Raw genomic sequence first — 21966 nt, forward strand, 5'->3', positions numbered from 1 at the left:
GATAGATACTCTAAGGCAGCCTGGTGAGGGCTTGGCTCAAATGGCCAAAAAACCACGTCAATCCGAATGCAACCAAACTCACAAGTTGCAGCGTGGATCGAGACATGCTGAGTGTTTTGCCATTTAGATACCTTACAAATTGATCCTATCAATCTCAGGAAACTTCAGTCTGACATTGCCTAAAATTCTTGTTTTATGACTTTAAATAATGTTTTTATGAGTCCATGAGATGAGATTGTTGGAGTTTAACATGAAAGATACTGCACCTAAATCTTCTGGAATCATTGCCGTAGCCGCATTGTTTAGCATTGTGTCCATGGGCGTTTCCTTTGTTGTTTTTCAATTTTCCTTTGGGCAAAGCTTGATCGTGGGTGCTGCTGTTGCCACGCTGGTCGGGGTGGTGCTTTCTTTAGGGTGGCGGGAACCGCAGGCCGGGCAGAGCGAGAAGAACGGAAGGTAGTGTCGGATTAAACTGATGCTGTCAGACGAATGAGAACGCGCATGGGATTGTGTGTGCAGCCTTAAATGCATAAGTTTTAGGGCTTTGTTTGTAATGGCTTAGGCTCTTTTGTTTGAGCTGTGACAGTGTGTGTCTTGCTACGGCGGCAGTTCAGATTACATCGTATATATAAAGATATAAGGAGAAAGCTATGAAGACCCTTACAGCATCACTGTTTGCTCTTGTTCTTTCAGCTCCATTCGCTCTTGCAGATGGATGCGGAATGCATGGTGAGCAGGAAGCCTCAATGTCTTGCGCAACAGGCCAAGCCTGGGACGCAGAAGCACAGCAGTGTGTCGACACAAGCGCGTAAGATTATCTATGCGGAACCAATGAGGCCCCACTTTTTGTTGGGGCCTTTTTATTAGGTGGATGCTTTTAAGCTCTCCAATAATAAGCCGAAATCTATGTGAGAGTGTTTAAGAAGACGTTTTTAGAGCGTTAGAAGATTGAATAAAAAGTTCCGTACTCGAGATTAGGCCGAAACGGTTTAGGTATATTCAAGACCTCTGCATAACCCAGCCGTCACGCCAAAACATTATGCCCGGTGGCACCACCGGGCTGCGCCCGCCCAGGCCGGCGCTGCCCTTATTTCGTGCTGAACTGGCGTTATGCAGAGGTCTTTATTCCTGACACTGAATGACTTGCATCAACTGTGCACCATAGGCTTTTTGAGGTCGCAATTCTGATTGATGTCTTTGGAGATGACACCATGGCCCATGAGGCAATCAGTCTTTAAGGGGCTTTGATTATTGGTTTATTCATTACCCGGCATTGGATAACCGCCAACTGTTCTTGCGACATTCAAAGCTTTGTCGACATCCATGGTCGGCAAAAGCAAAAGCTCGTCCCAGCCGCCAGAAGCCATCATCACGGCTTGAAGCCCAGAAGCGGTCTCATATGAATCAACCTCAGCATCAGCAATGACATCGAATGGACCCTGTAGGTAATCAACGGATCCGAGTTTTGCTCCAGCTCTTTCGACCATAGCACTTACGGCTTTGACCCTAGCATCGTAACTGCTTGCCATCATCCCTTCACGGCCTTTGTCACTGTATGCTCCTAAAAAGAATACTTTCATTTTTATGTCCTTCGGTTCTTTAAACGAGAGTATTCAAAAGATTCCATGAAACCTAAATTATGACTAGTTTAAATCTTGAAGCAGAAGGTCATAGTCCACGCGATATGTCCGAGAGCCAGATGTCATAACTGTGGGGTTAAAGGTAACAACCCGTATCAGATCGCTAACACAGGTAACTCTAATGTTGCTTTCTATAGTGCTGGGGTTAGGTGAATTACCCCTTCACATGTAATGCGGCTCTAACCTCTCAACCCGACTGCTGCATCCGTTGGTGACGGGTTGGTAAATAACTATTGGCGTCGCTTAAGAATTCAACCTCAGCATTCTTCTCTAGATAGTTTTTCATTTGTTTTGCGTTTGAGAATTGCATTTCGAATGCACTACCATTGCTTGTGTTAAACAAAATTACTTGCATGTCTGATTCTCCCTTTCATAAAATATAGGTCAGAATGTTGAAAAATAAAACGAATACAATTGAGTACATTTGAACTTGAATATTTTCATACAATTAGGTGAGCTTTATAACTCGCGTATGCTCTGACCCAACCCACGAAAAACGCTAAAGAGCCAGACGCTATAACTTCGGCGTAAGGGGCCACAACACTTATCAGATCGCTTGCAGGCGTAATTTTGACATTGCGATGGATGGGGCTGAGGTTAAAGTGCAGCTATGCTAATGCGCCTAATCCCAATCCTAGCATTTCTTGTGATGCAAGCCAGCCATGTCACAGCTGACAGCCGAAACGATCTCATAAACGCAATAGCAGCGGTTGATGCCAATGTCGTGTTCATGAGGCACACATTGGCGCCGGGCTATGGAGATCCAGATAATTTCTCTTTGAGTGAGTGTGATACTCAGAGGAATTTGGACGCTAAGGGTCGACAGCAAGCCAGTGATATTGGCGCCGCCATCCTGCATAGTGGGTTTCGTTTTACGCAAGTATTCTCCAGTGAGTGGTGTCGTTGCAAAGAAACAACTGAACTTATGAAACTGGGCAAGTGGAGACTCTTTCCGGGTTTGAACTCATTTTTTCAGGGCCATGCGGACAGGCAAGATACACTTGAAATGTTAAGTCTCAAGCTTGAGGCGCTCACCAAAGGTGTGACTTTGATGGTGACACATCAGGTGATTATCAATGCGGTCACTGGGGCATCTGTAGGAAGCGGAGAATTCGTTGCGTATAATACCGATACAAAGAGGCGAAAAGTGTTTCGTTTGGACTGACGGAAAGCGTACCATTATCATAGCCATATGTACTTTACTCGCGAATAAGGCTTATGCCGCTGGGGACTGTGACCTTCTTGGATCTTTAGAGGCTGACCCACTCTCAATCTCTGAACCTGTGGATTTCCAAGACATACAAAGTACAAAGCTTGTAAATGCCTGCACTAAAGCCATCGAAGACCAAAACGATAATGTTGCAAGATATTATCTGCTGAGGGCTAGAGGCCATTTGCGTGGTGGGTCATACGAACAAGCGATTAGTGATATAAGGCGTTCTCATGATATGGGGTACCCGGCGGCAACATTTGCACTCGCTACGCTTTATCACTTTGGCGATGCTATGCTGCAAGACCTCGAGAGGGCCGCTTCGCTTTATGAGGCAGCATACAGTAATGGCGTCACTTGGGCGGCTCGTGGACTAGCGATCCTCTATGAAGATTTCAGCTTCGACAACTACAACCCTGAGTTAGCGAAAGAGTGGCTTAAAAAGTTTGAGGGTATTTAGCGCTGGGCATATCAAAGCTGGTGCCTCTCTGCATTGTGAAATGTGGAGGATTGTATCAAGCTCCTTAGAAGCCGTTGATGCATTCGAAGATTGTTACTAGAGCATCCACTCTCCAGTTTCTCTATACGAGTAACGGTAAGCTGTGAGTGAAGCTGATGGATGAAGGCTGCTTGGTTATTCTTAATGGCAGTAGCTCTTAATCACTTGTTAACTATTTGATGTACTTCAATTACATTTCCATCTGGATCATAAAAGAACACCTGATGCCATCCTTTTACGGCATCACTTCCCCAGTCAGAATAGGGAACAGCTTGCTCATCCAAATGCTTCATAAAGGCTTCAATATCATCAGTTCTGTAGGCGATATGACCGCGCTCTAAGGGATTCACGACTTGACCAGACTTGAAGCTGTTAAGCACATCCTTTGGTGTTAAATGCATTTGTATTGCGCCATCAGTTACGAATGACACATCGCCTACTAAGCTTTTATCTTGGTTCAGTGGCGGCAACTCAGAAGGTTTCTCATCGCCCAGCGTTAGCACATCTCTGTAAAAGCGATCCATCGCTTTAACATTCGTGGAGCAAAGATTAATATGATGGAGTTTTAGCTTCATATCTACATGCTTCTATTACTGAACACCTCCGATCAAGCATAAACTAATAGTGACCTATTTTATGAGCAGGCCATCAAGCATACCCAATCCTTAACATCGAGGTGCGTTTGACCATTGAAGAGTTGGGCTTAGACACGCTTAAGCTGGCTGGTTGTTACGAGTGAAAGTAAGACGGTCAGGCTTGAGGCCTTCCCTGCTCCAGAGAGTGTTACTTACTTTAGTACACTATACCGATAACCCATATAATGATTTAAATACATATTGTTATATAAAGTATTTTTAGCCCAGAGACTCTCTGTGAAAGTGTCCATGTTCTGTAACTTCCTGTATGGCGACCATCCATTTTACAAGTTCTTGCGGTGGTAATCCCGTCCCGTAGCGCTCATGAATCGCACTTGATTGCTTTGTTCTGTGGCCCATAAAATACTCTGTAACCGAACTGGGAACCCCAGCCACGACTGCCCTGTCTTTAAATGTGTGTTGCAGTGAATATGGGCTTAGCTGGCTGTTATCGAAGCCACTGCGCATATTCACTATGTGCTTACTTAGCTTCTTTGAGCGATTAGCGAAGGAGTGCCTGCCCCCTCCATAAGTCGGGAAGATTGGTTCGTTTCTATTTAAGTCTGCCCTGTTCAGATAATCAGCGAAGAGTCCGAGTAGTGGATCAACCCGTGGGATGATACGTTCTAATCGCTTCTTCCCCACTATCCTTTCTTTGTGATTCCGGAACCAGATATACGGTACTGCACCATTGACCATAACGTCCTGTCTCGCCAGTGGGTGCGCCACAGTAGGCCATAAGCAACCCGAATTGACATGTATAACTATATATGCAGAAACAAAGACGTGGCTCAGTGGCTCAACTGGATAGAGCAGCCCCCTCCTAAGGGGAGTATAAAATTACTTAAGTTATTTTATCATCATGTTTTTATGTAATATTATTATTGCTTGCTATGTGATAGTATATTTATGTGTATTGTTTTGTGTGTTTTTGTGTATGGCTTTTATTGACATGGGATAGGAAATGGTGTATAACTGTCCCTAGAGCGCAGGCTACCCGTGTCAATCCACGGCCCCTATTCCAATCCCCCCACATCACAACAGAAAGGACATCATCAGATGGCCCCTAAACCTATTCCGCTATTCAGCGACTTCCTCTCCATGAAGCGTAAGAACCCAAACCAGTATTGGCTCCCTGTCACAGCAGCTCAGATGGCAAAGGCGTATATCCACCACGGCCCAGCTTTCTTCGATCTCCATAAGGATCAAAGCCTATGAATGTTTTTAGATTGCTTGAGTTTGCCGCTGATAGGCTCACAACCAATGACGCACTGTACCACGAGCAGGCCGATACCGTGCTGGGCATTCTGAGATCAGCAGGTGTGTTGCCACACAAGCGTTCTTCGCTCAACGGCAGCCTCCACAAGAGCGTGGCAGCTATGATCGTTCAAGCCTATGACACCGACACCACCATTGATGTGGCAATCAGACGTGCGGGTGACTGGCATCACTATGGTTACTCCACCAAGATCATAGAGTATCTTGACGCTGCAGTAGAGCAGGGCTTGCTCGTATCACAGACTGGCAAAGCAAAAGGCGCATTAGCTCTTGGTGAGATTATTGAAGCCTATCTTGATGAAACACATCTTACACTCGCCTAACACCGTAAAAGAGTTTCAAGTGTGGTATACAAGTTTCCAATAAAATCACTATTATATCAGTAGCTTGATGCTCTTTAGTATCCCTTAATAGGCTGTATTTCATACCTTCTGTTACGGCGGGTATCACCCGGAAAACCCTCACAATCAAATAGCTCCAAAACTCACGGAACACGTGTGTAAGCAGGACTCCATCTACAATCTCAAAAGGAAGAACACATGGAATATGAAACAAAGAAAGGCTTGATGGCTACCAATGCACAACCAACAAAGCGAACACCCGTGCTTGCGGAGTTCCTAAATAGCCTAGCACCACAGCAACCCCTGACATTAGAGCAACGGCTGGCAGCACTAACCGACAGTGATCGTACATTTATGATGCAGCTTTCGAGGATGGTGCAGGCCGTAATGCAGATGCGCATAGCAGCAGGTGACCAAAGTCAAGGCTACTATGACCTCGTCACACAGATGTATGGTAAGGTTAGCCCTAGCAAGCGCAGGTTGGTTGCAGAGATACTTGATGCATCAGACCCGTTGGACTTTGAGCCAACGCACATCAAAAAGCCACGAGAAGATGTGACAAGTTCATTCTATGACAGTCCTGAGATGCAGGTAGCGCCTAAAGAGCCACAACAAATGAACGCTGACTTCCTTGAGCGCCTGACTCAAAGCGAAAGCAGTGGTGATAGTAATGCTGAGATAACCATAAAGGACGGTAGGCGTTACGTGGGTGCTTTGCAATTCGGTGATGCTAGGTTGCTGGATTACAAGAAAGCCACTGGCTCTTCGTTTACGCAAGATGAGTTCAAAGCTGATAGCGCACTGCAGGACAAGGTAGCGGCATGGCATATCGCAGATATTGATAAAACCATTGATGGGCTTGGCATCAACACAGATGGCTATGATCGTGATGGGCTTCGGGCAGTGGCACATCTGGGTGGTAAGCACGGAATGAAGAAGTTTGTGCGAAGCAACGGTGAGTACAATCCGTCTGATGAGTTAGGTACTTCGCTGCAAGACTATTACGATAAGTTTGCGGTGCAGTCGTGAAGCATCAAGTCATAACCCTGCCTGAGAAGCATCAGGACTACCCAGTACTTTGGTATTCTGACTGCAAGCTCTACCGTATTATACGCTGCCCTGATAACATTCAGTACATTCTTCAGCGATACTTACGTCCTGATTGGCGGGGCTTTAGCTACCATGTTGAGTGGAGTTCCATCACCAACAGGTTTGGTCACATGCACACCTATTGCAACCTACCCGTAGAGGCTCCTAAAGGCTGCTCAGATTCAGGTTAAGATACTTTGCTGACCCACACCGCCTAACTGAAGTAATCGCCCTGTGAGCAGGCTTAATAGTTACTACTTCGTCCAGCCATACTTAGCCATGCATGACTTTAACACAGCACGAGCTGCATCCCACCTACTGCTCGGTCACTCTAAGATAACAAATTCGTGTCCGAGCAAATCAATGGTCTTATCTTCGATATATCTTTTAGCTCTTTTTTGTGAAACACCAGTTTCATCACAAAAGGCCTTCAAGGAATTATATTTCTTGCCTGTCTGTATGTGTAAAACTCTGTATTTACCTCTCCAGCCTAGAGGTTCGTGATGCATGTCCGTAAGTATTGGCTCATTATTGTCATCTAAATAGGCAAACCTCAATTTTTGCCCTTTTGACGTGACAGATTTTAAAACCCCTTTAGCGCAGAGGCCTATTTGATTTGCTATTACTTGGTAAGACGATCCAGCTTCAGAAGCGTTTTTAAATATTTTTTTGTCGTCTAAACAAATAATCTTCCGTACAATTTTTTTTGCTTTTTCCTTATGCCTCTGAGTAAGTATTGGTTCTTGTTTTTCGTTGTCAAAATACGCAATCCGCCATTTCTCAGTGTGTGACCTCGCACCATCACATACTCCCTTGATATGTGATTTTGAGCGGAGGTTGAGTTTGTTATAAATTTCATCCAGACTTTTAAAGTAATGAGGTTCTTTGCAAGTCAAATCGTCTATGTGCCACGCAATGTACTTTGTCACATCAATACTTTTTAATTTTTCCAACCCTTTTTCATGACGCTCTGTTCTTAGTTCACTGCCATTCGCATCAAGGTAGCAAAAGACCCACTTATTTTTGAGTGTCGTGTATTCGCCACTGGCATTTCCTTGTAGTGCGCTTACCGATAAATCATAAGCTTCCGCTGCTTCATTAAGGCTATCAAAAACCTTCCCTGTAGTGAGGTTCTTCACCTTTTTCGTTTTTGATCCAACATAGATTTCTTGGTGGTGTCCTTCAAACAATACGGGCTGGTCTGATAAATCAAGATACGCATATCTAGTCCTGTCTTTAAGCATTTTTCCTGTTTCACAACTTAACTTTATTGTTGATTTGGGTAGGTTTTCTAATTTGGCAGCTTCAGTAACGCTCTCAAAGATTTTCTTTGTTGTAAGGTTTATCACTGGTTTAATTTTGCCTGCCTCTCTAAGAAAAAGCTTTCCCATATCACTTTTTACAGGTCCGGGGGTTTTATTGTTGGCAAGGTTTTTATTTACTAATTTAGATTGAGGTTTGGTACTTACTTTTTGTTTATTGTGCGTTGTGTTGAGTAGATCAACACCCTCGGCTTTAAATTTTGCTATATACTCTTGTTCAATTTCATACTCTTCATCTATTGGACATTTAGCAATCACCTGCCAATCCCAGTTAGCAAAACCAACGTTCAGCAGAGCACCATGAAATTTAGTTCCATCCCTCTTGAGGGCAGCTTCTTCATGCTGTTCTCTCCGCCTCTCAATATCTTGATGGGTTTTCCCGATATAAATTTCTTTACGGTTTAGTTTACTTTGTGCCATATAAATGAGGGACTCATTTGATTTATCAACAGACATTTTACCATCACAATCTTTTTAATACTCTATTGAGAGACATACGGATAAATAGGTTAACCAAGGGTCATCAGCACAGCTTGCTGCTGAGCTAACAGAAGCACTGCCAAGCAAAGCCATCACTGTGAAGCATATCTGTAAAAGCCATCTCACGGTCATGCTACCAACTAAACAAAGCTTATTCCTAATGTGAAGTCTTATTGTGAGAGATGAAAGTGATCCACTTGCTCCGTTGCAGCGTAAAGAGAGTAACGTTTCTCTTCCCTGAGCAAATGTATAAACTTTAAGGCTGGGCTGTCGTAGCTCGGCCTTTTTTTCTGCTGTGACAATATGTTTCTTGTATGCAATGCTGTCAGCAACACATACTCTTCACAACCAAAAGGAGAAAACTATGAAAACGATTACAGCATCACTGTTCGCTTTGGTTCTCTCTGCTCCATTCGCTCTCGCAGATGGATGCGGAATGCACGGTGAACAAGAAGCCTCAATGTCTTGCGCAACAGGCCAAGCTTGGGACGCAGAAGCAAAGCAGTGTGTCGACACAAACGCATAAGCTTATCTATTACGACTTAAAGAGGCCTCACTTTTTGTTGGGGCCTTTTTACTTGAGTGGATGCTTTTAAGCTCTCCATCCTCCAAACCTCGTGCATGTGGGTCTACATCTATAAGTAACGGGTGGGGTGCCACTGGAGCCTGCCCGCAGCACCCTCTCAAGTTGAACCCATCTCGTATTCTGCAGCATAAACTTTGTTGCCCAGCGCTCTTATGGCGTAAGCCCATGCAAGGCATCCAATACCAAACAGTACCAATAGGCCCTGCTCTAGTGGTCTAAGGTAGAATAGTACCAATAGGGTTTACATTAGGTGTTTATGGTATTATTTACCACATAGTCTATAACTCTATTGGGAGAACACCGATGCTTATTGGGTTAGCGAGAACATCTACTCTTGAACAAGTTGCAGGGCTTGAAGCGCAGATACGTGACTTAGGAGCGTATGGCTGTGAGCGTATCTTTAAAGAGCAAGTCTCATCTGTTGCAGAGCGTGAGCAACTGGAAGCTGCGCTCAGCATGTTACGCACTGGCGATAAACTTGTAACGACTAGGCTGGATCGGTTGGCTCGTTCCGTCCAACACCTTGGTCAGATCATTGAGCGTATCAACTCAGCAGGTGCATCACTGGTGATATTGGACATGGGTGGGACTGCTGTTGATACCTCCAACCCAACAGGAAAGCTCATACTAAATGTTATGTCCTCAGTCGCACAGTTTGAGAGGGAGATGATGCTTGAACGCCAACGTGAGGGTATCGCCAAAGCGAAGGCTGAGGGTAAATACAAAGGGCGCAAGCCAACTGCTCGTGCGAAGACTGATATGGTTAAGCTGGCGTTGGATGAGGGTGTCAGTAAAGCTCAGATCTGCAGGGACTTGCAGATAAGCAAGACAAGCTTATATCGCATCATTAGTGCGATAAGGGCTTAAGAAAAACATGAAGTACATTGATGAGGTTTGCTCTGTTTTGAGTGATGAAGTGGAGCGCCGCTATTTGCGAACTCGTGATGCGTGGCAGATGTTAAGTGACGAGGTGTCTGCTGCTGATGAGGCGACTCCAGAGCAAACCAAGAAAGCTGAGCAAGCCCATAAGGATTACATCAGAGCATCGAAAGAATACTTAGCTATAGCGTTTAAGAAGCGGTTCTTAGAGCGTTGAACGCAGCGAATAGGCTGTGAGATGAGCCAACGAAACGAATGACACAGCTACAACATATCACGATGAACCATCTCGTCATGCTTGAACATTAAGCATAAAGCATGGCGGGTTGCGGATACTTGAATGCGTGGCTCTGTACTTTGCAGATATAGGTTTATTCTTTTATAATATGGGAGATGGAAAAGATTCGATGTATAAAATGTGGAACGGAGAACACACTTGTTGTAGACTTCAGTAAGGCTATCGGTGCGTCATTGACTCTGAATTGTGGAACCTGCGGCAATATCCTTTTAACATTACAGAATGACTATAAAACAAATAGTGACATAAAAAATGGTTTCACCGGGCGCAAGCTTAGTACACCAGTTATAAATTTCCTGCGGACCAGACTAAAACGCAAAGCTGGGATGTTTAAGTTTTTAATCTTCGCTACATTTGCTCTCTACTGTCTAAGCACTTTGGACTTGATTGACTTTGGGCGAGATAAAAATAATCAGACTGATTCAACTGTTTCAAGCACACAGAAGCTGGCCTCGCCTACAACTAAAGCGATGCCGGTAAATCATACTAGGTCAGCATTTTATAGCTTCAGCAAGGATCAGCGAAAAGTTGTTCAACTAGTACTAAAGGAAGCATACCAATACACCGGCACTATTGATGGCTTATGGGGTCCTGCTACTCAAGCCGCTTACGGTAGACTACGGCGTTCTGAACCACAAAATGTGAAGGGCATTTCACACTCTCAAGTATTCACAAATATTATAAACAACTATGTACAACGCCAAAATGCACCAGCACAATCCGTGAATAATTTGTTGGGTGCATATATAACGAGTAAGTCATTAGGAGGTGGTTGGTTTAATCCTAATACTGGACAGCAAGTCGACCCTGCAAAAGGATGGCGGCCCATTCAAAACGGCAATGAATTAAAAGGTTACAGATGCGGCGGTGTGCGGACTATTCTTTCAAGACAGCATAGGTCCAATAATGGCTCTACATTATGCACATATCAAAACGGGACAACCATCAACATCGGTGTTGGTATTTGTCCATTAACTTGTGATTAGGGTTATGATCTGCGCATCATCGTTGGTTAGCTGTGTGAAGTCTATTGGCTCTTTAGCGGCATGGTTAGCTATTCGTGCTTCAAGCTTAGCAAGTTCGGTGTCTTGCACCTCAAGGTCACACCAATTCTTGAGGAAGCATCGCAGCAATCTGCAATGCGAACTTTAAGGGTATTGTGACGCTAGAGGGTTTACGAACAGTAGTGGAACGGACTTATTCGGGTCATGAATATGTTCGCATATACTGTACGCAATAAAACATTTTACGGATAGAACCTTGGATAGAGTATTACTCAAAGAGTTTTAACTCCGCCAGAGGATGCCCGTCCCCAAGACGGGCTTATACTTTTGGTTAATACCCTCTCCCCCTTGTACTCAAAAAAACATAGTATATGATATAATCATATAGTAGGTCTATATGGACTCGTTAACCATGCATGAAACACTGTACATTACGAATAGCAATGCCAAGCATCACCTCCGTTTCATAGAGTGGGAAGCTTATCGCTATCTAGTGTTTGGGAAGGATCGTAGACTGATTCAAGAGGCGTTTGGAAGCATAGGGACTTCGTGGACACGGTGGAGTGATACTTACCAAACCTATCGTAAAAGGAACCAGAAGAATCCTGCGGCAAAGGCGCTACACGATATACATCTCAAGCTCGTCAGCGGTGAGATAAAAGCACTGGATGTCTTCTATGACCGTCTTCGGGGTGAAGTCACACATCGCAAGCGTGGCAAAGCCTTAGTAGCTGCGAAGGAACGCCAAGCGAAGAAGGCTTCAACTAAGGAAGCGTATGCAGCCAAAGGCGAGGCATTCATAGATAACAACCGTCTCGTAAGCATGACAATGAAAGCGGCGGTAGCTTCAGTTCATATGGGAATCGGTGAGCCTCTGATTACAGAACTTCTTGAGGGGCTTGTATCTAAATGCAGCAAAGCGCCGCTTTCAGCAGATGAGATGAAAACATTAAGGTCAATCTTCACCAATAAAAGGACAGCAATGGAACAATCAATCTCTGAAGGCGAAGCCGCAATACTGCGTAATGATAATAAGAAGTTGGCCAAAGATGCCTTCCATTTATATGGCCTGTGTAAGCTTAACTGTGAAGTTGGTGATACGTGGGAACTGTCACAAGCTAAACTGCTGAAAGAGTTAGGCGCAGGAAAGGCAACGGCCCTACCTGCCGTAAAGCTACTGCATAAACTGGGTCTGATAGAGACCTATGAGAAGGGGAAGCAGGGGACTGTTAATCCTAAAGCTACGATCTATCGGCGGCTGCGCTAACGTCGGGATTGCCTCATTCATCACCGTGGAAGTGACCGTGATCTTGAACCTCTTGTATGGCAGTCATCCACTCCACAAGTTCCTGCGGGGGTAATCCTGTTCCGTAGCGCTTATGAACTCCACTGGAATCCTTTGATCTATGCCCCATGAGGTACTCCGTAACCGAACTGGGAACTCTAGCCATTGCCGCTCTGTCTCTGAATGTGTGGCGTAAAGAGTAGGGGCTTAACTGGCTTTCATCGTAGTGACTGCGCATATTCACTATGTGCTTGTTTAGTTTCTTTGAGCGCTCAGAGGAGGAATGCCTTCCCACTCCATAAGTAGGGAAGATTGGATCGTCTTTGTTTAGTTCTACTGTGCTGAGATAATCACATAAGAATCCGAGCAAAGGATCAACTAGCGGAACAATACGTTGCTGGCGTTTCTTGCCCATGATTCTATCTTTGTGATCTCTGAACCAGATGTACGGTACTGCGCCACTAACCATAACGTCCTGCCGTTGCAGTCCACCAGCCTCCCCCGTTGGTGCGCCACAGTAGGCCATAATCATCCCAATGAGCTTTATTTCATTGTTTGGCTCATCCAAGATACTCGTACAAAAGTATTGAAACTCTTCGGGTGTGAATGATCGGCGGTTTGTTTCATGTAGCTGAATACGGCCTTGGTTGTCGTGTATGATAGTAACGAAGGGATCAAACTCAATCCTTTGCCTTTGGTTATTTCTGTCCCAGCTACGCCAAACAGCACGAAGCGTTCTCAGATTACGAACACGTGTAGAATAGTTGGGCCACGCAACCGCTGCAAACTCCTCCACCATGTACGTCTCAACGTCTTTCATGGGTGTATTCATGCCCTTGGGGAACGCCGTGGCAAGCTTCTGTGCTAGACTAATGGTAGCGTTTTCATGTTTTTGTATTTGCTCTGGGTTTCTGAGCTTAATCGTGAGATTCCGTCTTAGGTAATCGTCTAGCGCATTCTGCCATGTTGGGTCGGGTAACAGGTTCTCACCACACATAACTCTGTATCGAATGACCTCTGGATCAGTTTCGTCCCAAACGAGTTGAGGCATAACGTAATCGGTGGCATCACAATCTATGTTTGGATCGATGCTCTCCGCATTCATGCGCTCCATATCAAGATACTTGTAGCTCAATGTCTCTTTTAGTTTGCGGCGCTCACTACCAAACTTCTTGAGTTTGTATAGCGCCGTATTCTCAAGGTTTAACGCGGCAACTTTTTCTTTCAGTTCGATTATTGATATCTTGTCCTCCTGAAACTGTATCTGCAAAAGCTGCACTTCCAGCGTATCGTTCAGAAGTTTGTTTATTTCCTCTGGTCTACTGTGAACGTTGATTTCTGGTTGATCGTCTGGGTGAAGACCCCGCTCAAGTAGGTCTGTCACAACAGCACGAACCTGTTCTCGTGGAAGTTGGCCTTTAATTTTCTCAGCGCCACCGTGACTTGCTATTATATGTTCATACCATTCATTCATCTTGCGCAATTCAAGCTGCGCTATATCTAAGTTCTTAGTCTTAAATGATTTTATCCACTCTGATTTGTTCTCAAATAGGTGTCTAACTTTTTTTGGTATCCGCCTGCGATACCCGTACCACCCTCCTTTGGCGGTCACAGTTAAGAAAGGAATGTTATGGTCTGGCACGGTGTGTATAGCTTTTATCTATTCTGTGTATCGTATTTCTAGGATATTGATTAATCTTTAGCAAGTATATTGATTGACATGTGTAACTATACATGAAAAAACAAAGACGTGGCTCAGTGGCTCAACTGGATAGAGCAGCCCCCTCCTAAGGGGCAGGTTGCAGGTTCGAATCCTGCCTGGGTCACCAGCGGCTTGTTTCGTGTTGTGACGGGTGCGTGGGGTGCGAATAGATGCTGTTGGCGTTACGAATCTTGGAGTGTCTTCTCGATATAGGCTTCCAGCCCATCGAGATCGAGCGCGTCAAATTGGCCAAACCCTTGCATCCAAGCCCAGGCGGCTTGCATGGCGTCGGGGTCGAGTTTGCACCATTTCACACGGCCGCTGCGTTCTTGTTGGATCAGCCCGGCGTTGGTGAGCACAGTTAAATGTTTGGAAATCGCCGCCAGAGACATCTCAAAAGGTTCCGCCACATCGGTCACCGCCATGTCATCTTCCAGCAGCAAGGTGAGGATTTGCCGCCTTGTGGGGTCTGAGAGAGCGGAAAAGATAAGATCAAGAGAGCTGGCCATGACCTGACTGATACCCAAGGCGTCGCAATCGTCAACCAATTGGTTGAATATCGCTTTTGATGGGATTTGAGGGATTTGGCCCTGCGGCATGGGCGGCTACAGGAGTACCATTATTCAAAATAATTCAAAAACAATAGGTTATATTGAAGTCCTGGGTGCGAACTGGAATTGACTCTGCGCGCAGAGGGGACTATCTCCCCCGCAACACTCTTGGACAGGAGTTTTATGTGCCGACGCCAGATCCGCAGAAGCTCACCGAGCTCGAAAATCGCATTGCGAGGATGAAGGCTGCGACGGCACCGAAACCTGCCAAAGAGGAACACTATACAATGGCCAATATGGCGTGGCGTATGGTGATAGAATTGGTGGCGGGTATCGCCATTGGATTTGGGATTGGGTACGGCCTGGACTGGCTGTTTGGCACACTGCCAATTTTCCTGATCTTGTTTATAGGTTTGGGCTTTGTGGCCGGTGTGCGCACGATGATGCGCACGGCCCAGGAAGTTCAAAACATGCACATGGCGCAAGCCGCAGACGAAAAAGAGGGTTAAGACCTTGGCAACAGAAACACATGGCGAAGCAGAAGCCGGCCTCGTATTTCATCCGATGGATCAATTCCAAGTCACACCATTGTTTGGTGGTGGCACCGTAGAATGGTTTACAATCACCAATGTGACCCTTTGGATGGGTCTCACAGTCCTGTCCATTGTTGCGCTTTTGGTATTTGGCGCGCGTGGTCGGGCCTTGGTGCCGACACGTAGCCAATCGATTGCCGAATTGGCCTATGGCTTGGTGTATAAAATGGTTGAAGATGTGACCGGCAAAGACGGTGTCGTTTACTTCCCATACATCATGACAGTGTTCATGTTCATCTTGATGGCAAACTTCCTTGGCCTTCTGCCACTGGCCTTTACCACGACAAGTCACATTGCGGTGACAGCTGTTTTGGCTCTGGCGGTTTTCCTCGCCGTGACGGTTTTAGGATTTGTGAAAAACGGGTTTGGATTTCTGAGCCTGTTTTGGATCTCATCTGCTCCGCTCATCTTGCGCCCCATTTTGGCGCTGATCGAAGTTATCTCGTACTTTGTGCGCCCTGTCAGCCACTCTATTCGTTTGGCCGGTAATATGATGGCGGGCCACGCTGTTATCAAAGTGTTCGCAGCCTTTGCGCCTTTGGTTCTTATTTCGACGGGCATCGGTCTGGTGGTGACACCGCTGTCGATCCTCGCGATCACCGCAATATACGCCTTGGAAGTGCTCGTTGCCTTCATTCAGGCCTATGTTTTCGCAATTCTGACCTGCGTGTATCTGCGAGATGCGCTGCATCCGCACCACTAAGGTCTGAACTCTAATCTATCTATAATGTAATCAAGGAGACTATGAAATGACTGGCGATATCGTACAAATGGGTGCTTACATCGGTGCTGGCTTGGCTTGTATTGGCATGGGCGGCGCGGCTCTTGGTGTGGGCAATGTTGTGGGCAACTTCCTGTCCGGCGCTTTGCGCAATCCTTCCGCTGCTGGCGGTCAAACTGCAACGATGTTCATTGGTATTGCGTTCGCAGAAGCTTTGGGGATCTTCTCATTCCTCGTCGCTCTGCTGCTGATGTTCGCAGTATAATCCATCCGTTCCTTAAGGTTCTGGGGCCTCAATGAGGTCCCGGTTCGCCCTCAGGTATTGGAGGAATTGATATGGCAACACAGACAACAGATGCGGGTCAAGCCGTGGCCGGTGCTGCAAAAGCAGGCATGCCACAGCTCGATTTTTCGACCTTCTCGAACCAAATCTTTTGGTTGGTCATAACGCTTGTTGTGATCTACTTCGTCTTGTCGCGCATTGCCCTGCCGCGTATCGGTGGCGCTTTGGCGGATCGCGCGGGTACGATCACGAATGATCTGGCTGAAGCGGAAGACTTGAAGAGCCGAGCGCTTGAGGCTGAACAGGCCTATGAAAAGGCGCTTGCCGATGCTCGTGCCGATGCTCAGAATATCAACGTCGCAATGCGCGCTGAGATTCAAGGTCAGCTAGACGAAGAATTGGCCAAGGCCGATGCTGAGATCTCTGCTCGGACTGAAGAAGCGGCAGCAGCGCTGGCTGAAATTCGCAGCTCGGCGAAAGCCAATGTGAAGACCGTCGCCAAAGCCACGGCAAAAGAAATCGTTGCAGCGATGGGCGGTAAGGCAGATGCCAAAACCGTCACAGCAGCCGTGACTGAACGGATGAAAGGCTAAGACATGAAACATCTCTCAGCCCTATTGTTGACACTTATGGCCTCACCGGCGCTTGCCGCCAGTGGTCCATTCTTCTCGCTCTACAATACCAATTTCGTGGTCACAGTGGCGTTCATCGGCTTTGTGGCTTTGGTTCTGTATCTTGGTGTGCCGAAAATGCTCGGCAAGATGCTGGACGCCCGCGCGGACGGTATTCGCGCAGAGTTGGAAGAAGCCCGTTCTTTGCGTGAAGAGGCGAAGGCTTTGCTGGCCTCTTATGAGAAAAAGCAAGCTGAAGTCCAAGCGCAAGCCGACCGGATTGTGGAGGCCGCGCGTGTCGAGGCCGCTGCGGCGGCCGAGCAAGCCAAGGCTGACATCAAAAACTCTGTTGCGCGCCGCATGGTGGCTGCGGAGGAGCAGATTGCATCCGCCGAAGCTTCAGCGATCAAAGATGTGCGTGATGAAGCGATCGTTGTGGCTGTGGCCGCAGCGCGTGACATCATTGCAAATCGAATGACTGCTGCTGATGGCAATGGTTTGATTGACGATGCCATTGATCAGGTTGGTACAAAGCTACACTAATTGGTGGTTTGAATTTTAAAAAAGCCCGAGGTGCGAACCTTGGGCTTTTTTGTGCCCCCAGGCCGGCGCTGCCCTCGTTTCGTGTTGAAATGGCGTTATGCAGAGGTCTTTTGGAAGAGCTCATCTTCAACCGGGCTTTTAGGGGCGTTCCAAAGCATGTGAAAAACGCAGTTTGGCGACCTCTTCATTTTTGTTGGCGCGCTCTTGTTCTTGCAAAACGCCACCTACGAAATCCAAGTGGAGATGCACCGCATGCCGTGCTGCCTCTGGGTTGCGCGCTTGGATCGCATCATTGATTGCGCCATGCTGTTGTAGAAGTTGCGATCTGCCACTTTTTTGCCGAAATGTTGCCTTGCGGTTGTAAAACACCCCGGTCTGTAGGAGCTCATACATCGAGCGCATCATATGCAGCATCACCACATTATGCCCCGCTTCGCAGATCGACATGTGAAACTGCGCATCCAATCGCGCCTCCTCTTCGGTAGAGCGCTTGGACTGTGCCGCTTCCATTTTCTTATAAATGGCGTCGATGACCTTGAGGTCCGTATCAGATCCGATGCGGGCGGCACGTTCTGCGGCCAGGCCCTCCAAATCCTTGCGAAAGGCCAGATAGTCGTAAACCGCTTCATCATGGGTTGAAAACAACCGCATGAGGGCGGGGGAGAAGGCCGATCCCAAAACCTCTGCTACAAAAATCCCGGCACCTGCGCGCGCGGTGAGAAGCCCCGCCTGCTGCAACTCACTCAGTGCTTCCCGAAGCGAGGGTCGCGACACCCCAAGCTTTTCGGCAAGTTCCCGCTCTGAGGGCAGGCGCTCGCCTGGACGCAAAATACCACGCAGGATCAGCTGCTCTACCTGCCGGACAACAGATTTGGACAATTTTTCTGAATCAATTCTTTGAAACGGCATGAATCCCCCCAGTAGATTGGTCAAATTATATGACCAGTCTATGAGAAGGCAACCGTCACTGAGAAGCAGCGTTGCGTCACTTCAACCGACAGGCGCACATACGGCCTAAGGCCTGGCTATGCGTTTGGTCGGATCACAATTTCGACCCTGCGGTTCTGTGCGCGCCCAGTGGCGGAAAGATTACTGGCCACCGGTTCATTCTCGCCGCGGCCCACCGCGTATAAGCGTGCTGGTGGCACACCATTGTTCACCAAGATGTCCGCCACGGCATTTGCGCGCCGTTGCGACAGAATCCTATTGTAATTGGCGGTTCCGGTGTTGTCCGTATGGCCTTCAATGGAGATGGTGGAGTTTGGGTAGGCCTGTAAGTTTCCGGCCACAACGCCCAGGTCGCGGCGCAAATCACTGCGCACAGCGGCACTATCCAAGGCAAACAGAATGTCCTGTGGCATCGTGACGATCAGCTCGGACCCAGTGTTCGTGATATTCACTTGATTATTGTTCAGATCACGGCGCAAATCTGCGGCCTGTTCATCCAAAGTTTGACCAATTGCATTGCCGGCCGCCGCGCCCACAATAGCGCCAATAATCGCCCCCTTTTTCCGGTCACCTTTGCGCGACATTTCCATTCCAGCAATGGCGCCAATGAGCCCGCCCATGATCGTACCTGCGGTGGTGTTGTCACCTGGCTTGCTATTGGCCGCGCTCTCTGGCGTGACGCAGCCCGAAAGAATCAACAATGCGGATCCTGCGAGTGCAGAAGATAACAATTTCATGGTGAGCTCCTTTAATCAGGCCAATTTCTTGTAGCGCTTTGTTATGCAGGGATTCCCAGCTTTCCGCAATTCACGTATTTTGCCGGCGGCAAGGCTTCGCTCATACTTGTCTGGTTATTCGCAAGAACACGCCAGAATTTTGGTTTAGTTTTGTGTGAATTTTTCTTATAGAGCTGTCATGGCGAAACAACTTCCTTACCCGGTCATGCGCGAAATCTTTTCGCGGTTTGAAAACAGCGAACCTGAACCAAAGGGGGAGCTTAATCATGTGAATGCCTACACGCTCGTGGTGGCCGTGGCGCTTTCGGCGCAGGCGACCGATAAGGGCGTCAACAAGGCCACAGAGGCCCTGTTCAAATCAGTAGATACGCCGCAAAAAATGCTGGATCTGGGCGAGGACGGGTTGATCGCCCATATCAAGACCATCGGCCTTTACAAAACCAAAGCCCGCAATGTGATGAAGATGGCGCAGATTTTGGTGGAAGAATTTGGCGGCGAGGTGCCCAATTCGCGGGCTGCCTTGCAAAGCCTACCGGGTGTTGGACGCAAAACTGCAAATGTCGTGTTGAATATGTGGTGGCAGCAGCCGGCACAGGCGGTCGACACGCATATTTTCCGGGTGGGAAACCGCGCAGGCATTGCGCCGGGCAAAACGGTTGATCAGGTCGAACGGGCAATTGAAGATAATGTACCTGCGGATTTTCAGTTGCACGCACATCATTGGCTGATATTGCATGGGAGATATATTTGTGTTGCGCGAAAACCCAAGTGCCGCGCCTGCATTATCAGTGATTTATGCCAATTTGAGGAGAAAACCCAGTGAGCAAAGCCTATCAGGTGGTTGGTATCGGAAATGCTGTGTCGGACGTTATTGCGACCAGCAGCGACGATTTTTTGGCTGAGCATGGGGTTGAAAAGGGTATCATGCAGCTGGTGGACCAGCCGCGCGCCGAAGCGCTCTTTGCAGCGATGGGCAGCCGAACAGAAACGCCAGGTGGGTCTGTGGCCAATACGATTGCCGGGTTGGGATCTTTGGGTCTTCGTACGGCGTTTATTGGCCGGGTTGCGGATGATGATTTGGGTCATTCCTACGCATTGGCAATGCAAACAGAAGGTACGGATTTTCCGAACCCGCCGGTGCGTAATGCGGAGCTTCCAACGTCACGTTCAATGATCTTCGTGTCGCCCGATGGTGAGCGTTCGATGAACACCTATCTTGGAATTTCCTCGGATGTGGGACCGGAAGACGTATCCGATGCGGTGATCACGGACTGTGAAATTCTGTTCCTTGAGGGGTATCTCTTTGACAAGGCCCCTGGCAAGGAAGCGTTTCGCAAGGCCGCATCACTGGCGCGGCAATCGGGTGCGCGGGCTGGAATTTCTTTGTCGGATCCATTTTGCGTGGATCGCCATCGCGATGATTTTCGTAAGTTGGTAGCTGGCCCGTTGGATTTTTTCCTCTGCAATGAAGAAGAGCTAAAGTCGCTGTATCAAACTGATGACTTGGCAGAAGCGCTCAAAATGGGGGCCGCTGATTGTGAGTTGGTGGTGTGCACGCGCTCGGCGCAGGGCGTGTCGATATGCCAAGCAGATAAGCGCTGGGACTTTCCGGTTGTCCCGGTTGTCCCGGTGGATGCCACAGGCGCAGGCGATCAATTTGCCGCTGGCTTCCTATATGGGGTGGTGCAAGGGTTTGATCTGGAGACCTGCGGCAAGATCGGTGGTATTGCCGCCGGAGAGGTGATCGGTCACATCGGTCCGCGCCCAGCCACTTCCATCGCTGAGATGCTCAAAAAGCAGGGTATTGTTTAAAAGCCGCCTTTAGGTTCCGCCCAATTTTGCGTGAATCTCATCAAGATCAATCTCGCCAATGGGCATTTTATTGGCGGGATCTTCAAAACTATATTTGAACAGATCAAAGTCACGTTTGAACATCTCATAAACCAAATGCATCGACAGATCGTCGAAATAATCCTCCACGGGATGCGCGCGTTTGGGGCCGTGCCCTTCGCTTTCGTTGAACTTTGGAATGGTCTTTAAATCGACCTTATTGGGTGTTTCAATGGCGTCTAAGACCTTTTGCATCCCGTCATTGAATTTTTCGGTCCAAAAAATGTGATCATAGGTTCCACCATTGGCCACAAAAGTTGAGACATGGCCCGAGGTCGCCGACCAATGAATATCAGGATCCATCGGTTTGCGCCATCTTATGGTGTCTCTGGCAAAAAGTAGAAATCGCCGAAAACTCTTGATCTGATCAAATTGAAAGTCATCGTCCGGATTGCCCACTTCGATTCCATATTTTTGGATCAAAAGTGGGACAAGATTGCCACGATAGTAGTTTCCATTGCGCTGAATGCCGCAAATTTTGTCAAAGAATGAGCTTAATATCCGCGTATAAGGATTGCGGACACAGGTGAATGCATAACTGCGATGCTCTACCACATTCTGCGTGATTTTTGGTTTCGAGTCTTCCTGAGACCACTTTTGCAATCCACCTTTACAGTCGTGAATATCGCCGTCAAAAAATTCGCCGTGGTCCGAGTAAAACATGATCTGCCCAATGGTTGAACAGGCACATTTCGGCACGACCCGATATACAACACTTTCGGACTCAGTCATCCAAGTTCCAGGAAAACCCATATAAATTACTTTCTTTCAAACCTATTGGCACTGTACCAACGAAAACTAAATCAATATAATGTAAATTTATTATGACCGAAATATTTAT

The 21966-nt window shown here is 47.3% G+C and carries 25 protein-coding genes, 1 tRNA gene and 1 pseudogene; 17 read left to right on the forward strand and 10 right to left on the reverse strand.

All coding sequences use genetic code 11. From position 1 onward, the window contains the following. Positions 1-250: 250 nt before the first annotated feature. Positions 251-460, forward strand: a complete 210-nt coding sequence (locus RCA23_RS00395; protein ID WP_044048513.1) for a hypothetical protein — start codon at positions 251-253, stop codon at positions 458-460. 796 nt (positions 461-1256) lie between these two features. Here RCA23_RS00395 and RCA23_RS00400 read toward each other — a convergent pair. Then, positions 1257-1580 carry a GYD domain-containing protein gene (locus RCA23_RS00400; RefSeq protein ID WP_044048515.1) on the reverse strand — a complete coding sequence of 108 codons (324 nt, stop codon included), beginning with the start codon at positions 1578-1580 and terminating at the stop codon, positions 1257-1259. A gap of 247 nt (positions 1581-1827) precedes the next feature. Further along, complete coding sequence (locus tag RCA23_RS16340) at positions 1828-1995, reverse strand: hypothetical protein (RefSeq protein WP_169701289.1); 168 nt, start codon at positions 1993-1995, stop codon at positions 1828-1830. 255 nt (positions 1996-2250) lie between these two features. Between RCA23_RS16340 and RCA23_RS00405 the strand changes: the two genes are divergently transcribed. Together RCA23_RS00405 and RCA23_RS00410 are read left to right on the forward strand one after the other, a co-directional pair. Further along, positions 2251-2805, forward strand: a complete 555-nt coding sequence (locus RCA23_RS00405) for a histidine phosphatase family protein (protein WP_044048516.1) — start codon at positions 2251-2253, stop codon at positions 2803-2805. A gap of 118 nt (positions 2806-2923) precedes the next feature. Then, positions 2924-3310, forward strand: a complete 387-nt coding sequence (locus tag RCA23_RS00410) for a tetratricopeptide repeat protein (RefSeq protein ID WP_044048517.1) — start codon at positions 2924-2926, stop codon at positions 3308-3310. 200 nt (positions 3311-3510) lie between these two features. On the opposite strand, the gene RCA23_RS00415 is transcribed toward RCA23_RS00410, so the two are convergent. Beyond that, a complete protein-coding gene (locus tag RCA23_RS00415) occupies positions 3511-3924 on the reverse strand; it encodes a VOC family protein (protein ID WP_044048518.1) in 414 nt (137 codons plus the stop codon). 1274 nt (positions 3925-5198) lie between these two features. Here RCA23_RS00415 and RCA23_RS00425 point away from each other — a divergent pair. Together RCA23_RS00425 and RCA23_RS15855 are read left to right on the forward strand one after the other, a co-directional pair. Next, positions 5199-5585: a hypothetical protein gene (locus RCA23_RS00425; RefSeq protein ID WP_044048520.1), complete on the forward strand. Its 387-nt coding sequence runs from the start codon at positions 5199-5201 to the stop codon at positions 5583-5585. A gap of 216 nt (positions 5586-5801) precedes the next feature. Continuing rightward, positions 5802-6632 carry a hypothetical protein gene (locus tag RCA23_RS15855; protein WP_052376955.1) on the forward strand — a complete coding sequence of 277 codons (831 nt, stop codon included), beginning with the start codon at positions 5802-5804 and terminating at the stop codon, positions 6630-6632. Positions 6633-7018: 386 nt separating this feature from the next. Here RCA23_RS15855 and RCA23_RS00435 read toward each other — a convergent pair whose 3' ends face one another. Then, positions 7019-8470: a GIY-YIG nuclease family protein gene (locus tag RCA23_RS00435; RefSeq protein WP_044048521.1), complete on the reverse strand. Its 1452-nt coding sequence runs from the start codon at positions 8468-8470 to the stop codon at positions 7019-7021. A gap of 913 nt (positions 8471-9383) precedes the next feature. Here RCA23_RS00435 and RCA23_RS00440 point away from each other — a divergent pair. The 4 genes from RCA23_RS00440 to RCA23_RS00450 all read left to right on the forward strand — a co-directional run bounded on the left by RCA23_RS00440 (position 9384) and on the right by RCA23_RS00450 (position 12528). Beyond that, on the forward strand, positions 9384-9947 hold the full coding sequence (locus tag RCA23_RS00440; protein WP_044048522.1) for a recombinase family protein: 564 nt from the start codon (positions 9384-9386) through the stop codon (positions 9945-9947). Between the two features lie 7 nt (positions 9948-9954). Further along, positions 9955-10176 (forward strand): hypothetical protein, encoded by a 222-nt coding sequence (locus RCA23_RS00445; RefSeq protein WP_044048525.1) that lies wholly within the window; start codon positions 9955-9957, stop codon positions 10174-10176. Positions 10177-10352: 176 nt separating this feature from the next. Beyond that, entirely contained in the window at positions 10353-11243 is an 891-nt protein-coding gene (locus tag RCA23_RS16345; RefSeq protein ID WP_169701290.1) for a hypothetical protein, read from the forward strand. 430 nt (positions 11244-11673) lie between these two features. Continuing rightward, positions 11674-12528 (forward strand): hypothetical protein, encoded by an 855-nt coding sequence (locus RCA23_RS00450; RefSeq protein ID WP_044048527.1) that lies wholly within the window; start codon positions 11674-11676, stop codon positions 12526-12528. A 13-nt stretch (positions 12529-12541) separates the two neighbouring features. Here the strand turns inward: RCA23_RS00450 and RCA23_RS00455 are convergent, their stop codons facing one another. Further along, positions 12542-14020, reverse strand: a complete 1479-nt coding sequence (locus RCA23_RS00455; RefSeq protein WP_169701291.1) for a tyrosine-type recombinase/integrase — start codon at positions 14018-14020, stop codon at positions 12542-12544. A gap of 6 nt (positions 14021-14026) precedes the next feature. Continuing rightward, a pseudogene (locus RCA23_RS16935) lies at positions 14027-14188 on the reverse strand (DUF6538 domain-containing protein); the annotation flags it as partial. A gap of 110 nt (positions 14189-14298) precedes the next feature. Here RCA23_RS16935 and RCA23_RS00460 point away from each other — a divergent pair. Continuing rightward, positions 14299-14375 (forward strand) — tRNA-Arg (locus RCA23_RS00460). Between the two features lie 55 nt (positions 14376-14430). Here RCA23_RS00460 and RCA23_RS00465 read toward each other — a convergent pair. After that, positions 14431-14757 (reverse strand): metalloregulator ArsR/SmtB family transcription factor, encoded by a 327-nt coding sequence (locus RCA23_RS00465; RefSeq protein ID WP_044051144.1) that lies wholly within the window; start codon positions 14755-14757, stop codon positions 14431-14433. A gap of 227 nt (positions 14758-14984) precedes the next feature. Here RCA23_RS00465 and RCA23_RS00470 point away from each other — a divergent pair, with 227 nt between their 5' ends. From RCA23_RS00470 to RCA23_RS00490, 5 genes are all read left to right on the forward strand, one after another. Continuing rightward, positions 14985-15308, forward strand: a complete 324-nt coding sequence (locus tag RCA23_RS00470; protein ID WP_044051145.1) for an AtpZ/AtpI family protein — start codon at positions 14985-14987, stop codon at positions 15306-15308. A 55-nt stretch (positions 15309-15363) separates the two neighbouring features. Next, positions 15364-16095 (forward strand): F0F1 ATP synthase subunit A, encoded by a 732-nt coding sequence (locus tag RCA23_RS00475; protein ID WP_169701439.1) that lies wholly within the window; start codon positions 15364-15366, stop codon positions 16093-16095. 46 nt (positions 16096-16141) lie between these two features. Beyond that, positions 16142-16378, forward strand: coding sequence for a F0F1 ATP synthase subunit C (locus tag RCA23_RS00480; protein WP_044048533.1), 237 nt, complete (start codon positions 16142-16144; stop codon positions 16376-16378). A gap of 71 nt (positions 16379-16449) precedes the next feature. Continuing rightward, entirely contained in the window at positions 16450-16989 is a 540-nt protein-coding gene (locus RCA23_RS00485; protein WP_044048534.1) for a F0F1 ATP synthase subunit B', read from the forward strand. Positions 16990-16992: 3 nt separating this feature from the next. Continuing rightward, positions 16993-17550 (forward strand): F0F1 ATP synthase subunit B, encoded by a 558-nt coding sequence (locus RCA23_RS00490; protein WP_044048535.1) that lies wholly within the window; start codon positions 16993-16995, stop codon positions 17548-17550. 138 nt (positions 17551-17688) lie between these two features. Here the strand turns inward: RCA23_RS00490 and RCA23_RS00495 are convergent, their stop codons facing one another. Together RCA23_RS00495 and RCA23_RS00500 are read right to left on the reverse strand one after the other, a co-directional pair. Next, positions 17689-18459, reverse strand: coding sequence for an FCD domain-containing protein (locus RCA23_RS00495; protein ID WP_044048536.1), 771 nt, complete (start codon positions 18457-18459; stop codon positions 17689-17691). 116 nt (positions 18460-18575) lie between these two features. After that, positions 18576-19235 (reverse strand): YiaD family glycine zipper/OmpA-like lipoprotein, encoded by a 660-nt coding sequence (locus RCA23_RS00500; RefSeq protein WP_044048537.1) that lies wholly within the window; start codon positions 19233-19235, stop codon positions 18576-18578. Positions 19236-19413: 178 nt separating this feature from the next. Between RCA23_RS00500 and nth the strand changes: the two genes are divergently transcribed. Then, positions 19414-20058: an endonuclease III gene (gene nth / locus RCA23_RS00505; protein ID WP_044048539.1), complete on the forward strand. Its 645-nt coding sequence runs from the start codon at positions 19414-19416 to the stop codon at positions 20056-20058. Next, the gene (locus RCA23_RS00510; RefSeq protein WP_044048541.1) at positions 20055-21047 is read left to right on the forward strand and encodes an adenosine kinase; all 993 of its coding nucleotides are present in this window, start codon (positions 20055-20057) and stop codon (positions 21045-21047) included. Before nth ends, RCA23_RS00510 begins: the two co-directional genes overlap by 4 nt. Positions 21048-21056: 9 nt before the next feature. Here RCA23_RS00510 and RCA23_RS00515 read toward each other — a convergent pair whose 3' ends face one another. Then, on the reverse strand, positions 21057-21878 hold the full coding sequence (locus tag RCA23_RS00515; RefSeq protein ID WP_044048543.1) for a sulfotransferase family protein: 822 nt from the start codon (positions 21876-21878) through the stop codon (positions 21057-21059). Between the last annotated feature and the right edge of the window lie 88 nt (positions 21879-21966).

The sequence above is a fragment of the Planktomarina temperata RCA23 genome (assembly GCF_000738435.1).
Taxonomy (GTDB): Bacteria; Pseudomonadota; Alphaproteobacteria; order Rhodobacterales; family Rhodobacteraceae; genus Planktomarina; species Planktomarina temperata.